Here is a 14,938-nt window from a genome sequence, read left to right as displayed (position 1 = left end):
TATGTTTTCAAAGCGTCTGTTTATGCGGCCTCAGGGCCTTTGTACTTTCTATCTCATTTGTGGATCTCCAATGTCTTTGAATAAGTCCCTCGCCCTGGCCGTTTGCCTGACCGTTACCGGTTGCGCACAAACTCCACAAAATGCAGACGCAGGCCACTGGTGGTCGTTCGGTTCGTCGGACAAGCCTGCTGACACCGCCCAGGCGTCGAACGCCGCGGCCGGTACTCCTGCACCTTCCGCCAAGGACGCCGCACCTGCCGCCGCCAAGGCTGAGGAAAAGCCCGTGCCCCTGGCGGTGGCGGTTGCCGCGGCGACCAACCCGACTCCGCCAAAGGAAACCCACTGGTGGTGGCCGTTTGGCGGTTCGGACAAGGCCAAGGACTCCGCCCAGCCAGCGGTCAAGCCGGTGCCGATGCCCGATCCGAAAGTCACCCAGGCCTGGCTCGATGATCACGAACCGCGCCTGCGTGCGGCGATCCAGGACACCTCGCTGAAGTTGGAGCGCCGCGAGAACGTGCTGGTGGTCATTGCGCCGATCGACGGTTTCTACAACCCCAAGCGTCCGGAGATGCTGCTGCCGGTGACCCTTGGTCCTTTCTCCAAGGTTGCCAAGACCCTCGAGTCCGACCCGAAAACCGCGGTACTGGTACTCGGTCATGGCGATAACAGCCTGAGTGCCGATGCCGCCCAGGCCCTGAGCCAGCAGCGTGCCCAGTCGGTGGCGGCGATTTTCCGCCTCAGCGGCCTGCAGCGTGATCGCCTGATCCTGCGCGGCATGGGCTCGGTGATGCCGCGCGCAGCCAATGACAGCACAGAAGGACGGGCGTTGAACCGCCGCGTGGAAATCATCCTGACTCCGCAGAACACCATGGTGGCCCTGCTGAGCAAATACAGCATCCCGACTCCTGCTCCAGTTCCGGCGACCATGGTCGCGGCCCAGGACGTCAAGCCGGCGGCACCGGCTCCAGCTGCGAAAAAACCGGCGGTAGCTGCCAAAGGCAAGGCCAGCGCAGCCAAGAAAGCCCCGGCCAAGCCTGCGGCGAAAAAGGCTCCGGCCAAGAAGGCGGCTCCGGCCAAGGCAACAGTGGCGAAGAAGGATGCGGCAGCGGACAACTCGGCCAAGAACTGATTCGCCACTGACCCGGGACTGAAAAGGAAAGCCCCATGACCCAAGCCCTTGCCGATATGCGTCGCGACTACACCCGTGACGGCCTTACCGAGGCCCAGGCCCCGGCCGAGCCGTTCGCGCTGTTCCACCAATGGTTCGCCGATGCGGTGAAAACCGAGCAGGCGCCGGTGGAGGCCAACGCCATGACCCTGGCGACCGTCGACGAGGAGGGGCGGCCGCACTGCCGTATCCTGTTGCTCAAGGGCCTGGATGAACAGGGTTTCACCTTCTTCACCAACTACGAAAGTGACAAGGGCCGGCAACTGGCGGCACGACCTTTCGCGGCGATGACGTTCTTCTGGCCGACCCTGGAGCGCCAGGTGCGGATCGAGGGACGGGTGGTCAAGGTTTCACCGCAGGAGTCGGATGCCTACTTCCAGGTACGCCCCCTGGGCAGCCGCCTGGGTGCCTGGGCTTCGCCGCAAAGCCGGGTGATTGCCGACCGTGCCGAACTGGAGGCGCTGCTCCAGGCCACCCAGGCCAGGTTCAGTGACAGCCAGCCGGACTGTCCGGAGCATTGGGGTGGCTATCGCCTGCTGCCGGAGCGCATCGAGTTCTGGCAGGGGCGTGCCAGCCGTCTGCATGATCGCCTCGATTATCGTCTGGCCGACAACGGCTGGCAGCGTTCGCGCCTGGCTCCCTAGCCGGGAAACTCTGCAGCGGCGGCCTCCAGCCATCGCTGCAGGTCCCGCCGCTTGATCTTCTGTCTCCTGGCGTCTTCGAGGCGTTCCAGCATGAACTTTTTCCGCGCTTCGTTGTCTCCCGCTAGAGATAATGCGAGGTCGCGGTCCATCCAGCGTCTGGTTTTCACATACAGCCACCCGTGGAAATACAAGCCGGCGGCGGTGGCGATGGCAATGATGAAGTAATCCATGACGGTCCTTGTGGTGGGCGGGGCGGCTGCTTGCAAAGCGCGCTACCCTGTCCTCAGTTCTGATGTGCGCCGAGTCTGTACTGGCGCTGAATGAAAGCCATTTTATCCGCAGGCTGTCGTGACAGAGGTCAAGCCGCGGAGTTTAATTGAACAATGTCCCTTTGGAGCTGCCCCCATGCGTAAGTCTGTTTTGTTGATTGCTTCCTTCTCCACCATGGCCATGCTGCTCGGTGGCTGCACCAACAGCCTGACCGGTGATACCTATTCCCGTGACGAAGCCCGTCGTGTGCAGACCATTCGCCTGGGCACCATCGAGTCCCTGCGCCCGGTACAGATCGAGGGTACCAACACGCCAATCGGCGCCGGTGCCGGCGCGATCGTCGGTGGTGTCGGCGGCAGCGCCATCGGTGGTGGCCGTGGCAGTATCGTCACTGCGGTGATCGGTGCGGTGGCCGGTGGTGTGCTGGGCAACATGGCTGAAAAAGGCCTGACCAAGACCCAGGGCGTGGAAATCACCGTGCGTGAAGATGACGGCAGCCTGCGTGCCTACGTGCAGGAAGTGGCGCCGAACGAGATCTTCCGTGTGGGCGAGCGTGTACGTATCTCCACCGTGGGTGGTACCAGCCGCGTTTCCCACTGATCCGACGATCAGGCTGTTACAGAAAACCCCGGCCAGTTTCCTGGCCGGGGTTTTCTTTTTCCGCAGGGACTTTATTGTGGGGCGCTGCGTCGACTGGCCATGGCCGTGACTGCGTAGCCGATCAGCGCCGCGAGAATGGAGCCGGTGAGAATGCCCATGCGATCCATCCCCACGTATTCGCTGCTGCCTGTTACGAAGGCAAGGGAGCCGACGAACAGGCTCATGGTGAAGCCGATCCCGCAGAGAATCGCTACACCAAACACCTGGCCCCAAGTGGCACCATGGGGCAGGGCCGCCATGCCGGCCTTGATTGCCAGCCAGGTCAGGCCGAACACCCCGAGGGTCTTGCCGATCAGCAGGCCGGCGGCAATCCCCATCGGCACGTGATGGGTGAAGCTGTCCAGGCTCACGCCCGCCAGCGAAACCCCGGCGTTGGCGAAGGCAAACAGTGGCAGGATGCCGAAGGCCACCCAGGGATGCAGCGCATGTTCCAGGCTCAAGAGCGGCGACGGCTCGGAGTTCTTCGTACGCAGCGGAATGCAGAATGCCAGGGTCACGCCGGCCAGGGTTGCATGCACTCCGCTCTTGAGTACGCAGACCCAGAGGACCAGGCCGACGATCAGGTAGGGGGCGAGCTTGATCACCCCCAGCCTGTTCATGGCGATCAGGGCGAGCAGGCAGGCCCCGGCCAGCAGCAGCGAAAGCCCCGACAACTCGCCGGAATAGAACATCGCAATGACGATGATCGCTCCGAGGTCGTCGATGATCGCCAGGGTCATCAGGAACAGCTTCAACGACACGGGTACCCGCTTGCCCAGCAGGGCCAGTACACCGAGGGCGAAGGCGATGTCGGTGGCCATGGGAATCGCCCAGCCGCCGAGGGCCGCTGGATTGTCCCGGTTCAGCAGCCAGTAGATCAGCGCTGGCACCACCATGCCGCCGATGGCCGCCGCGCCTGGCAGCACCACCTGGGAGGGCTTGGACAGGTGGCCTTCGAGGACTTCGCGCTTGACCTCAAGGCCGATCAGCAGGAAGAACAGCGCCATCAGGCCATCGTTGATCCACAGCAGCAATGGCTTGGCGATCTTGAGGGCGCCGACCTGGGCAACCACTGGAACCTCCAGGAAGCTGTTGTACAGGTGCGACAGCGGGGAGTTGTTGATAATCAGGGCCAGGGCTGCAGCGGCGATCAACAATAGACCGCTGGCAGCTTCCAACTGAAAGAACCGGGTGAAAGTGCTACGCAGAGGCAAGGTTCGCCCTCCATCGAAGAAGTCAAAAGGTGGGACACCCTAACCCGTACCGTTAGTTGTTAAAACAAAAGTTATATTCTTTTTTATTATAAGCAAGAAGTTGAGGGATCGACGGATGTGAGCCTAGCAGTTACCTGTCCAAATGCGGCCTCACTGTATCTGTGCGGGCTGTAGGAAAATTCCTATAGTTGCTGCTGGACGGGGTTTTCGTCTTGTTCTTTTCCGGTTTGGCCCTCAGCTATGGGGCATCAGCCCGTCAGCGCCTCTGAGCGCGCCCGATACAATGAGTAATCCATCATGAGCGATAACCGACAGTGGTCCCGGGAAGCGATCCGGATCATCGAAGCCGATTTCCAGCGCAGCGCCGATACCCATCTGATTCCCTTGCCGTTACCTGGACTGCCGGGCATCGAGCTGTATTTCAAGGACGAGTCCAGCCACCCCACTGGCAGCCTGAAGCATCGACTGGCCCGTTCGCTGTTTCTCTATGCGCTGTGTAACGGCTGGTTGAAGCCGGGAGCGCCGGTGATCGAGGCGTCCAGCGGCTCGACGGCGATCTCCGAGGCCTACTTCGCCCGCCTGCTGGGACTGCCGTTCATCGCGGTGATGCCGGCGACCACGTCCCAGGAGAAGATCGCCCAGATCGCCTTCTACGGTGGCAGGAGCCACCTGGTGCAGGACCCGACGCAGATCTATGCCGAATCCGAGCGCCTGGCCCGTGAAAGCGGCGGTCACTTCATGGATCAGTTCACCTATGCCGAGCGGGCCACCGACTGGCGGGCGAACAACAACATCGCCGAGTCGATTTTCCAGCAACTACGTTTCGAACGACATCCGGAGCCGAGCTGGCTGATCTCGAGCCCCGGTACCGGTGGCACCACGGCGACCCTGGGTCGCTACGTACGCTATCGCCAACATGACACCCGGGTGCTCTGTGCCGATGCGGAGCGCTCGGTGTTCTTCGACTATTACCAGAGCGGTGATGCCAGCCTGCGCCTGGAATGCGGTTCGCGGATCGAGGGGATTGGCCGGCCGCGGGTCGAGGCGTCGTTCCTGCCCAAGGTCATCGATGCGATGGTCAAGGTGCCGGATGCGTTGTCCCTGGCGGCCATGCATTATCTGGCGCGGCGTCTGGGGCGGCGGGTTGGCGGGTCCAGCGGCACCAACCTGGTCGGTGCGCTGATGGCGGCACGGCAGATGGTCGAGGCCGGGGAAAGCGGTTCGATCGTGGCGATTCTCTGTGACGGTGGTGAGCGTTATGCCACCACCTATTACGATGAGGCCTGGCTCAAGGCCCAGGGGTATGAGCTGGATAAGCTGATCGAGCAGGTGGCGGCCAGCGTCGAGCGGGGCGAGGCGCTGCCAGGGAGCGTATTGCGGGCCGGCATCTAGCGGGAGTGGTGGGCGGTCTGGGGCACCGTGTGCCCCAGTGCGGGCAAGCCCGCTCGCCACAGTCAGTCGGTGGGACTCAGGTTCGAACGCGCAGGGTCAGGCCCTTGAGGAAGTTGCGCAGCAGCTGGTCGCCACAGGGCCGATAGTTGTTGTGGCCGACCTTGCGGAACAGGGCACTCAGTTCCGGTTTGGAAACCGGGAAGTCGACCGACTTGAGAATCGCGTGCATGTCGTCTTCCTTGAGTTCGAAGGCGACCCGCAGTTTCTTCAGGATGACGTTGTTGCTCACCGGCAGTTCGATCGGCAGCGGCGGGCGGCTATCGTCCTTGCCACGCTTGAATATCACCAGACCGTCGAGGAAGTAGGCCATGACCTCGTCGGGGCAATGGACGAAGCCTTCTTCCTCGTCTTTTTTCAGGTAGCTGACGATATCGGCCCGGGTGGCTTCGAAACCGGTCAGCTTGATGATGTCGGCGACCTTGGCGTCGCTGATATCGAGCATGTAGCGCACGCTGCGCAGTACATCGTTGTGAATCATGTGGGCAGTCCTGGGGGGTAGACGCCGCGTAGCGGTCGCGGCGTTGAAATTAAAACTTTTCCTTGGGCGAGAGGTAGCGCCACTGGCCGACCGGCACCTTGCCGATGGAAACGCCGCCGATCCGAATCCGGCGGATGGCCACGACCTTGAGGCCAACCGCTTCGCAGAGTTGGGCGAGCAGCCCCGGCTGCGGGTTCTTCAAGGCGAAGCGCAGGCGGCTTTCGCTTTGCCAGCTGGCTTTGGCTGCCGGCAATTCACGGCCCTTGACGGTGATGCCGCGGCCGATTTTTTCAAGGCCGCGCTCGACCATCTGGCCGCTGACTTCAACCACGTATTCCTGCTCGATCTTGGCGACATCCTCGGTCAGCTTGCGCAGCACCTTCCAATCCTGGGTGAACACCAGCAGGCCGCTGGCGTTGGCCTGCAACTCGGCCGCGCTGCTCAGGCGCAGGAAATGCCCGCGCAGGGGACGCCTGCCGTAGCGGTGTTCCTCGCAGAGGGTGTCTGCGCCGAGCAACTGCCGCGCGCTGTCCACATCGAGGCCGGCGGGCTGGTTCAGCAGCAGGGTCACTGGCTCCGGGGCGGTGGCCTTGGCATCCGGGTCCAGCTCGACCTTCTGGCTGTCGACCTTGAACTGCGGCTCGTCGATGACCTCGCCGTCGACCGTGACCCAGCCGCCCTCGATGAACAACTCGGCCTCCCGGCGGGAACAGCCGACCAGCTCGATGAGGCGTTTGGAAAGGCGAATGGGTTCAGACATGACAGCGGCCGTAACGAAAAAGGGTTGTCATTGTACCTGCCTGGTGTCGATTGCGTCCGGCAACATTTGTCGCAGTTGGTCTGCTCGGGTTGTAGGAGCCGGCTTGCCGACGATAGCGGCCGGGCAGGCGAGGCAAGACTGGCTGGTCAAATCGCCAGCAAGCCGGCTCACACAAGGGGATCAACGTTTCAGTCGCAAGTGCAGCAGCGGATACGGCTGGCCCATGCCATCGTGTTCCGAGCGGCCTATCACCTCGAAACCCTGCTTGAAATAGAAACCGATGGCCTGCGGGTTCTGTTCGTTGACGTCGAGCTTGTCGGCATTCAGGTGATCGATCGCGTACCACAGCAACTGCTTGCCCAGGCCTTCTCCACGATGTTGCGGAGCGATGAACAGCATTTCCACCTTGCCCGCCGCGACGCCGGCAAAGCCACTGATCCGCTGGTGCGGATCGCGGGTGCAGACCAGCATCACCGCGTCCAGGTAGCGGGTCAGCACCAGGTTCTTCAGCAGTTCTATGTAGCTGTCGGGGAGGAAGTCGTGAGTGGCGCGTACGGAGGCCTCCCAGACCTCGGTCAGTTCCGGGTAGTCGTTGAGCCTGGGGGTGTAGATGGCTGAGTGCTGGCGCATGTCGCCGTTCCTTGTCTGGCGCGAGGTTGATCGTCCAGCCAAACGATAGCCGTAAAAAAGCCCCGCATCTCCTGGAAAGAGCGGGGCTTTTCGACTTTTTTACGGCTTACAGGCGTTCGGCCCACAGGTCGTACTCGTCGGCGTCGGTCACCCGGCACCAGATCTTGTCGCCTGGCTTGAGGTCGCCAGCGCCGTCGATGAACACGTTGCCGTCGATTTCCGGAGCGTCGAAGAAGCAGCGGCCAACGGCGCCGTTCTCGTCGACTTCATCGATCAGTACTTCGATTTCCTTGCCGACACGCTGTTGCAGGCGGGCCGAGCTGATGGCCTGCTGGTGGGCCATGAAGCGCTCCCAGCGGTCCTGCTTGACGTCGTCCGGGACCACGTCCAGGTCCAGGTCGTTGGCTGGCGCGCCTTCGACCGGCGAATACTGGAAGCAGCCGACACGGTCGAGCTGGGCTTCGGTCAGCCAGTCGAGCAGGTATTGGAAGTCTTCCTCGGTTTCGCCAGGGAAGCCGACGATGAAGGTCGAACGGATGATCAGTTCCGGGCAGATTTCGCGCCAGTTCTTGATCCGCGCCAGGGTCTTGTCCTCGAACGCCGGGCGTTTCATGGACTTGAGCACTTTGGGGCTGGCGTGCTGGAAGGGAATGTCCAGGTACGGCAGGATCTTGCCGGCGGCCATCAGCGGGATCAGCTCGTCGACGTGCGGGTACGGGTAGACGTAGTGCAGGCGCACCCAGACGCCAAGCGTGCTCAGGGCCTCGCACAGTTCGGTCATGCGGGTCTTGACCGGGGCACCGTTCCAGAAACCGGTGCGGTATTTCACATCGACACCGTAGGCACTGGTGTCCTGGGAGATCACCAGCAGTTCCTTGACGCCGGCCTTGACCAGGCGCTGGGCCTCGTCAAGCACGTCGCCGACCGGGCGGCTGACCAGCTTGCCGCGCATCGACGGAATGATGCAGAAGCTGCAGCTGTGGTTGCAGCCTTCGGAAATCTTCAGGTACGCGTAGTGGCGTGGGGTCAGCTTGATGCCTTGTGGCGGCACCAGGTCGATCAGCGGGTTGTGGTCCTTGCGTGGCGGTACCACCTCGTGGACCGCGCCGACTACCTGCTCGTACTGCTGCGGGCCGGTCACTGCCAGCACGCTTGGGTGCACGTCGCGAATGTTGCCTTCTTCCACGCCCATGCAGCCGGTGACGATGACCTTGCCGTTTTCCTTGATCGCTTCACCGATCACTTCCAGGGATTCGGCCTTGGCGCTGTCGATGAAACCGCAAGTGTTGACCACCACGACATCGGCGTCCTGGTAGGTGGAGACGACGTCATAGCCTTCCATGCGCAGTTGCGTGAGGATGCGCTCGGAGTCCACGAGGGCCTTCGGGCAGCCAAGACTTACGAATCCGACCTTGGGGTTGGCCGGCGCGGTGGGGGTGGACATGTCTAACCTCGGTTGGGGTGTCAGGTCGTTCGGCGACATTTTCAATCGGCGACGACGGGCGCTTGGTGCGCCTCTGATCAAAAAGTGCGCAATTCTAGCGGCGGGCGAAGCACTTGAACAGCTTTATGGAGGGAAATGCGACGAGTGCTGCGCTATGCTTCGCCGCGTTGCGGGTATCTGTCATTTTTTGTTTCAAATTACCGACAAAAGATTGAGCATCGGCAACGGTAGGAAAAGCAGCGCATGCTGCACTGACATGCTGAACTGAAAAAAGAATAGTGCTTCTTTGAAGAAGCCCCGGTCCGGGTTGTGGGGGAGTAGTTGATGGGTCAGGCAGTGAGTCAGGCGCAAGCCGGGCACTCGGTGGCGAAGCCGCTGGGTATGCTGGTTGCCGCGGTGGGGGTTGTGTACGGTGATATCGGTACCAGCCCGTTGTACACCCTCAAGGAGGTGTTCTCCGGTGGTTATGGGGTCCAGGTCAATCATGATGGGGTCCTGGGGATTCTGGCGCTGATTTTCTGGTCGCTGGTCTGGGTGGTCTCGATCAAGTACGTCTTGTTCATCCTGCGGGCGGACAACCAGGGCGAAGGCGGGATCATGGCCCTGACCGCGCTGGCACGGCGCGCATCGGCGTCCTATCCGCGGTTGCGGTCGGTGCTGGTCATCCTCGGGTTGATCGGCGCAGCCCTGTTTTATGGCGACAGCATGATCACTCCGGCGGTCTCGGTGTTGTCGGCGGTAGAGGGCATGGAGCTGGCCTTCGACGGCCTGGAGCATTGGGTAGTGCCGCTGACGTTGATCGTGCTGGTGGGATTGTTCCTGATCCAGAAACACGGCACGGCGAGCATCGGCAAGCTGTTCGGGCCGGTGATGGTGACCTGGTTCCTGGTGCTGGCGGTTCTGGGCGTGCATGGCATCGTCCAGCATCCGGAAGTGCTCAGCGCGATGAACCCGATGTGGGGTGTGCGTTTCTTCATCGTGCATCCCGGCATGGGCGTGGCGATCCTGGGGGCGGTGGTATTGGCGCTGACCGGTGCCGAGGCGCTGTATGCCGACATGGGGCACTTCGGCCGCAAACCGATCGCTCGTGCCTGGTTCGCGCTGGTACTGCCGGCGCTGGTGCTCAATTATTTCGGCCAGGGCGCACTGCTGCTGGAGAACCCGGAGGCGGCCCGCAACCCGTTCTACCTGCTGGCGCCGTCGTGGGCGCTGATCCCGCTGGTCGGGTTGTCGACCCTGGCCACGGTGATCGCCTCCCAGGCGGTGATTTCCGGGGCCTTTTCGCTGACCCGCCAGGCGATCCAGCTCGGCTACATACCGCGCATGTACATCCAGCACACGTCCAGCGCCGAGCAGGGGCAGATCTACATTGGTGCGGTCAACTGGACCCTGATGGTGGGTGTGATCCTGCTGGTACTCGGCTTCGAGTCGTCCAGTGCACTGGCTTCGGCCTACGGCGTGGCGGTGACCGGCACCATGCTGATCACCAGTATCCTGGTGTCGGCGGTAATGCTGCTGCTGTGGAAATGGCCACCGATTCTCACCGTGCCGATCCTGGTCGGTTTCCTGCTGGTGGACGGGCTGTTCTTTGCGGCCAACGTGCCGAAGATCGTCCAGGGTGGCGCGTTCCCGGTGTTGGCGGGGATCGTGCTGTTCGTGCTCATGACCACCTGGAAGCGCGGCAAGGAGCTGCTGGTCGATCGTCTTGACGAGGGCGGCCTGCCGCTGCCGATTTTCATCGGCAGTATTCGCGTACAGCCGCCACATCGCGTGCAGGGTACGGCGGTGTTCCTCACTGCGCGCCCGGATGCGGTGCCTCACGCGCTGTTGCACAACCTGCTGCACAACCAGGTGCTGCACGAGCAGGTGGTGTTGCTCACGGTGGTCTACGAGGATATCCCGCGAGTGCCGGCCCAGCGCCGTTTCGAGGTCGACTCCTATGGCGAGGGCTTCTTCCGGGTGATCCTGCACTTCGGTTTCACCGATGAGCCGGACGTTCCAGAGGCGCTGAAGCTGTGCCATCTCGACGACCTGGATTTCAGCCCGATGCGCACCACCTACTTCCTCAGTCGCGAAACCGTGATTGCCTCGAAGATCGTCGGTATGGCGCGTTGGCGAGAGATGTTGTTCGCCTTCATGCTGAAGAATGCCAACGGCAACCTGCGTTTCTTCAAGCTGCCGGTCAACCGGGTGATCGAGCTGGGTACCCAGATCGAGATGTAGCCCTGGCGCATGAAAAAGCCCCCGTTGCCTTGCGGCAGCGGGGGCTTTTTATTGGCTGGGCTCCGGATTACTCGGCCTTGGCCTTGTTCTGGCGCTTGTCGATCGCAGCGATCAGGCGCTTGGCCAGTGCCGGGTAGTTCTCGTCGAAGTGGTGCCCGCCTGGCAGTTCCATCGGCTCGCCGACAGCTGTCTTGGTGGTACAGCCACTCTCATCGAACTCTTCCTTGCCGTAGATGCACAGCACCTTGGCCGCAGGCAGCTTGGCCATGTCGGGGCCGGTGTCCAGCTCCATGCCGGCCTTGCCCAGCCAGCCATCGACATGGATCTCGAAGCTGCCGCTGCGGGCGAAGGCCAGCAGGATAATCGCATCGACCCGTTGCTGTTCGGCTTCCGGCAAGTGGTTGTAGATTGCTGGCAGGACGTCCGCGCCAAAGGAGTAGCCGGTCAGCACGAAGCGCTTGGTGCCCCATTTCTGCCGGTAGTGCTGCATCAGCTCGGTCAGGTCGACGGCGCTCTGTTCCGGGCTCTTGTGCTGCCAGTAGTAACGCAGGGTGTCGATGCCGACCACTGGATAGCCCATCTTCGCCATTTCACCAGCGACATCGCGGTCCAGGTCACGCCAGCCGCCGTCGCCGGAGAGGAAGAGGGTCACGGTATCGGTGGTCTGGCCGGCCGGAACCTCGACCACGGGGATGGCCAGGCCGCCGTTTTCATTGCCCACCAGCATCTTGCGCAGTTCGTTGTTCAGTACCTGCGGCAGGTGCACATCGTAGTCGCTGATGCTGGTTTCGGCGTTGGGTTGATCGCGCACGAAGGCCGCGCTCGGATCATCCGGGCCGTCGTTCCAGGCCACCAGCCAGTGGCCGTGGGCCGCCGTTTTTGGTACGGGTGTGCTGCAGCCGGGTTGTTCGAGGGTGAAGCCGACCGAGATGGCCTGGGCCTGGTCGTTATTCTGCGTCGCCAGCCAGTTCCAGGCCAGGGAGGCACCCGGGCCGATACCGGTGACTACGGTCGCCGGCCCCTTGAGCTGCTTCATGGCCGTATCGAGCGCGGCCTGCTGCAACTTGCAATCGTCCTTGGGCAGGATCACCTGGACGATCTGCGCTGCGCCACCGCGGCTCAGGGCCGACAGTTGCTTGTCGTTCAGGGCGTCCTCGGCGAGGGTAGCGACGATCACCTGGGCCTTGGGCGAGGTACCCGGGATCAGTCGGGTCAGGGTCGAGCCATCGACCTGGCCCAGGTGTTCGAGAGTGGGTTCCGGGGCAGGGCGGTTCCAGAACCAGTAGCCGGCGCCCGCGAGCGCGGCCAGGACCACCACCAATGCCAGTAAAAACCGCCAGGAGCGTCGAATCATCAGCGTTTCACCAATCCAGTCAAGCCGCCTGCGATCAGGGCGGCAGTATCGGCCAAGGCGACCAGCGGATCGAGTCCGGCTGGCACGGCCATGTAGCGGGGTTCCCAGTCAGGCTGGAATTTGTCCTTGAAGCGGCGCAGCCCCTGGAAGTTGTAGAGCTGTTCGCCGCGCTGGAACACCATCGAGCCCAGGCGCTGGGTCAGTGGTGCACCACGCCGCGGTTGCAGGCCGGAGAGGGGCACCATGCCAAGGCTGAAGCGGGCATATCCATGATTCTTGTAGTGTTGGATCAGGCCAACCATCATGAACTCCATGGTCAGCTTCGGCGCATCGGGATGTGAGCGCATCAGGTCGAGGCTGGCCAATTCATGACTGTGGGTTTCGAGCAGGTTGGCGAATGCCACCGGGCGGCCTTCGAAATGGATGATCGCCACCCGGAAATGATTGATGTAGTCGTTGCTGAAGCGACCCAGTGAAAAACCTTTCTCGCGCACGTTCTTGCCGGTCAGCCAGGCGTCGGAGATCACCTTGAGTTCGTCCATCGGCGCTTGTCCCGGCTCGTAGATCTCCAGGGACAGGCCATCGCGGCTGCCGCGGTTCCAGGTGTAGCGCAGGTCCTTCATCTCCTTGCCCTTGGACTCGAGGTCAAAGCGCTTGAGGTCGACCCGGGCTTCCTCGCCGAGCTTGATCGCGGTCAGGCCGATGTCCATGTAGTAGGGCAGGTTCTCGGCACGTACCTGGTAGAACACCGGGCGGGCGTGGTGGGTGTCGCACAGGTCGCGGAACTGCCAGATCAGTTCGGCACGCTGGCGCGCCGGGCCGATCGGATCGTACAGCGCCACCAGGCTGCGACCACGGCGGGCGTACATCAGGAAAGCGGTTTCGGTGGGGTGGAACAGGAACGCCTTGTCGCCGGTCAGGGCCAGGCCGCCATCGGGCTGATCGGAGGCCAGCAGGATCTTGTGGGCGCGCTCCAGTTCTTCGGCATTGGGCTGGTGGATCACCGGGCGCTCGGTGCGCAGCAGCCAGGTCAGCGAGACCACCACCAGCAGTACCGCGGCACCGAGTAGCGAGCGCAGGCCGCGGGGGGCGTCACCGTCCAGCGCAAACTGCCACCAGAGTTCGTGGCTGTAGGGAACGTCCTGATAGGCGAACAGCAGCAGCCATACCGAAGCACCCAGTACGCACAGGCTGGCCACCAGGTACAGCGGGGAGAACGGCAGTTCGGTCAGGCGGCTCGGGCGGTAGAACGAGCGGCGGAACATGCCCAGCAGGCAGGCGGTGGCGGTCAGCATGCTGGCCTCTTCCCAGTCGAAGCCCTTGAGCAGCGAGAGCAGGGCGCCGACCAGCAGCAGGATCATGGTCAGCATCCAGGCCGCCGACAGGCGTCGGCGCAGGCCCTGGGCCAACAGCAGGCAGAGGACGCCAACCAGGCTGGCACCGAAGTGCGAGGCGTCGATCAGGCGGTCCGGCACGAGGAAGTCGATACCTTCCAGGCGGGTGTCGATTTCCGGCGTGGCGCCGGAGAACAGCAGCGCCACGCCAGAGAGGAACACCAGCACCGCGAGGATCGGCGCGGCCATGCCGGAGGCCACGCGCATGCTTTGGCGCGAGGCGATCAGGCGCTGGGCCTCGGTACTCAGCAGCGCCAGGCAGGCCAGCAGCAGCGGCAGCAGCACATAGATCAGGCGATACAACAGCAGTGCGGCGGCCAGTGGCGCAGCCCCCAGTTCATTGGTGAAAGCGGCCAGCAGAATCGCTTCGAACACCCCGACGCCGCCGGGCACATGGCTCAGTACCCCGGCCGCCAGGGCCAGCAGGTAGACCAGCAGGAAGGCGCCGAAGGGCGGGGCTTCCGGCAGCAGCAGATAAAGCACGGTAGCGGCGGCGGCCACGTCCAGGGCGGTGATGACCAGTTGCAGCAGGGTCAGGCGCGCGCTGGGCAGGCGCAGGGTACGACGCCCGACCTTGACCAGCAGGTTGTTCGGGATTGGCTGTTCCGGCAGGCGGCGGCGGTAGATGCCCAGCGCCAGCAGTGCCGACAGGCCGAGGATAACTGCGGCGATACCGCCCAGCAGATAGGCGGGCAGGTGCAGGGCTTCGGAGGCGGCCGGCAGGTTGCTCAGGGTCGCCAGGGCAGCCAGCGGTGGCAGCGCGCAACCCAGCGACAAACTGGCGAACAGCGTCATCCGCGCGACTTCGGCGGCACCGAGGCCATTACGTGCATAGAGACGGTAGCGGACCGAACCGCCGGAGAGCAGCGACAGGCCAATGGCATTGCCGATGGCGAAGGCGGTGAAACCGCCGAGCATCAGGGTCTTGCCGGGCAGCCGGACATCCGCGTAGCGGCTGGCGGACCATTCATAGCCGAGCAGGATGATGAAACCGATGACGGTGGCCGCTACGGCTCCGCCCAATGCTGGTTTCGGCACGCTCATGATCGAGTCGTGCAGGGCATCCAGGTCGAGTTCCATCAGCAGATGGCGACAGGCGATCAGGGCAATCGCGAACAGCAACAGGGTCACGGCCAGACCAACGGATTGGCGGTACTTGCTCAACAGATCCAGCCAGCGCAAACGGGTGGCTGCAATTGGATGTGTCGCTGTGACGGAGTCTTGTGGTTCAGACGAGTTGGCGCGCATCAATCACCTCTAGGATTGTG

13 protein-coding genes are annotated in these 14,938 nt (G+C 63.0%); 5 read left to right on the top strand and 8 right to left on the bottom strand.

Annotated elements, in window-relative coordinates; all coding sequences use genetic code 11:
- Positions 1 to 70: 70 nt before the first annotated feature.
- Positions 71 to 1,129 (top strand): OmpA family protein, encoded by a 1,059-nt coding sequence (locus AC6I6U_RS30440; RefSeq protein WP_497879635.1) that lies wholly within the window; start codon positions 71 to 73, stop codon positions 1,127 to 1,129.
- A 35-nt stretch (positions 1,130 to 1,164) separates the two neighbouring features.
- On the top strand, positions 1,165 to 1,812 hold the full coding sequence (gene pdxH, locus AC6I6U_RS30435; protein WP_497879634.1) for a pyridoxamine 5'-phosphate oxidase: 648 nt from the start codon (positions 1,165 to 1,167) through the stop codon (positions 1,810 to 1,812).
- Here the strand turns inward: pdxH and AC6I6U_RS30430 are convergent.
- Positions 1,809 to 2,042, bottom strand: a complete 234-nt coding sequence (locus AC6I6U_RS30430) for a hypothetical protein (protein ID WP_497879633.1) — start codon at positions 2,040 to 2,042, stop codon at positions 1,809 to 1,811. The two genes, pdxH and AC6I6U_RS30430, sit on opposite strands and share 4 nt — an antisense overlap.
- A gap of 175 nt (positions 2,043 to 2,217) precedes the next feature.
- On the opposite strand from AC6I6U_RS30430, the gene AC6I6U_RS30425 reads away from it, so the two are divergent.
- Positions 2,218 to 2,682: an outer membrane lipoprotein gene (locus tag AC6I6U_RS30425; RefSeq protein WP_497879632.1), complete on the top strand. Its 465-nt coding sequence runs from the start codon at positions 2,218 to 2,220 to the stop codon at positions 2,680 to 2,682.
- A 71-nt stretch (positions 2,683 to 2,753) separates the two neighbouring features.
- On the opposite strand, the gene nhaA is transcribed toward AC6I6U_RS30425, so the two are convergent.
- Positions 2,754 to 3,935 carry a Na+/H+ antiporter NhaA gene (nhaA, locus tag AC6I6U_RS30420; RefSeq protein WP_497879631.1) on the bottom strand — a complete coding sequence of 394 codons (1,182 nt, stop codon included), beginning with the start codon at positions 3,933 to 3,935 and terminating at the stop codon, positions 2,754 to 2,756.
- A gap of 294 nt (positions 3,936 to 4,229) precedes the next feature.
- Here nhaA and AC6I6U_RS30415 point away from each other — a divergent pair, with 294 nt between their 5' ends.
- A complete protein-coding gene (locus tag AC6I6U_RS30415) occupies positions 4,230 to 5,327 on the top strand; it encodes a PLP-dependent cysteine synthase family protein (RefSeq protein WP_497883139.1) in 1,098 nt (365 codons plus the stop codon).
- Positions 5,328 to 5,403: 76 nt separating this feature from the next.
- On the opposite strand, the gene AC6I6U_RS30410 is transcribed toward AC6I6U_RS30415, so the two are convergent.
- From AC6I6U_RS30410 to rimO, 4 genes are all read right to left on the bottom strand, one after another.
- Positions 5,404 to 5,865 carry a YehS family protein gene (locus AC6I6U_RS30410; RefSeq protein ID WP_497879630.1) on the bottom strand — a complete coding sequence of 154 codons (462 nt, stop codon included), beginning with the start codon at positions 5,863 to 5,865 and terminating at the stop codon, positions 5,404 to 5,406.
- A gap of 49 nt (positions 5,866 to 5,914) precedes the next feature.
- Positions 5,915 to 6,625: an rRNA pseudouridine synthase gene (locus AC6I6U_RS30405; protein ID WP_497879629.1), complete on the bottom strand. Its 711-nt coding sequence runs from the start codon at positions 6,623 to 6,625 to the stop codon at positions 5,915 to 5,917.
- A 180-nt stretch (positions 6,626 to 6,805) separates the two neighbouring features.
- Complete coding sequence (locus tag AC6I6U_RS30400; RefSeq protein WP_497879628.1) at positions 6,806 to 7,255, bottom strand: GNAT family N-acetyltransferase; 450 nt, start codon at positions 7,253 to 7,255, stop codon at positions 6,806 to 6,808.
- Between the two features lie 106 nt (positions 7,256 to 7,361).
- A complete protein-coding gene (gene rimO, locus AC6I6U_RS30395; RefSeq protein WP_497879627.1) occupies positions 7,362 to 8,699 on the bottom strand; it encodes a 30S ribosomal protein S12 methylthiotransferase RimO in 1,338 nt (445 codons plus the stop codon).
- Positions 8,700 to 9,023: 324 nt separating this feature from the next.
- Here rimO and AC6I6U_RS30390 point away from each other — a divergent pair, with 324 nt between their 5' ends.
- Positions 9,024 to 10,922, top strand: a complete 1,899-nt coding sequence (locus AC6I6U_RS30390; RefSeq protein WP_497879626.1) for a potassium transporter Kup — start codon at positions 9,024 to 9,026, stop codon at positions 10,920 to 10,922.
- Between the two features lie 67 nt (positions 10,923 to 10,989).
- On the opposite strand, the gene AC6I6U_RS30385 is transcribed toward AC6I6U_RS30390, so the two are convergent.
- Positions 10,990 to 12,276, bottom strand: a complete 1,287-nt coding sequence (locus AC6I6U_RS30385) for a virulence factor family protein (protein ID WP_497879625.1) — start codon at positions 12,274 to 12,276, stop codon at positions 10,990 to 10,992.
- A complete protein-coding gene (gene mprF / locus AC6I6U_RS30380) occupies positions 12,276 to 14,918 on the bottom strand; it encodes a bifunctional lysylphosphatidylglycerol flippase/synthetase MprF (RefSeq protein ID WP_497879624.1) in 2,643 nt (880 codons plus the stop codon). The genes AC6I6U_RS30385 and mprF overlap by 1 nt, the downstream gene beginning before the upstream one ends.
- Positions 14,919 to 14,938 lie beyond the last annotated feature (20 nt).

The sequence above is a fragment of the Pseudomonas sp. UTLPPB19802 genome, from assembly GCF_059730225.1.
Note: the sequence above shows the minus strand (reverse complement) of the source record. Positions and strands in the feature narration are given on the sequence as shown.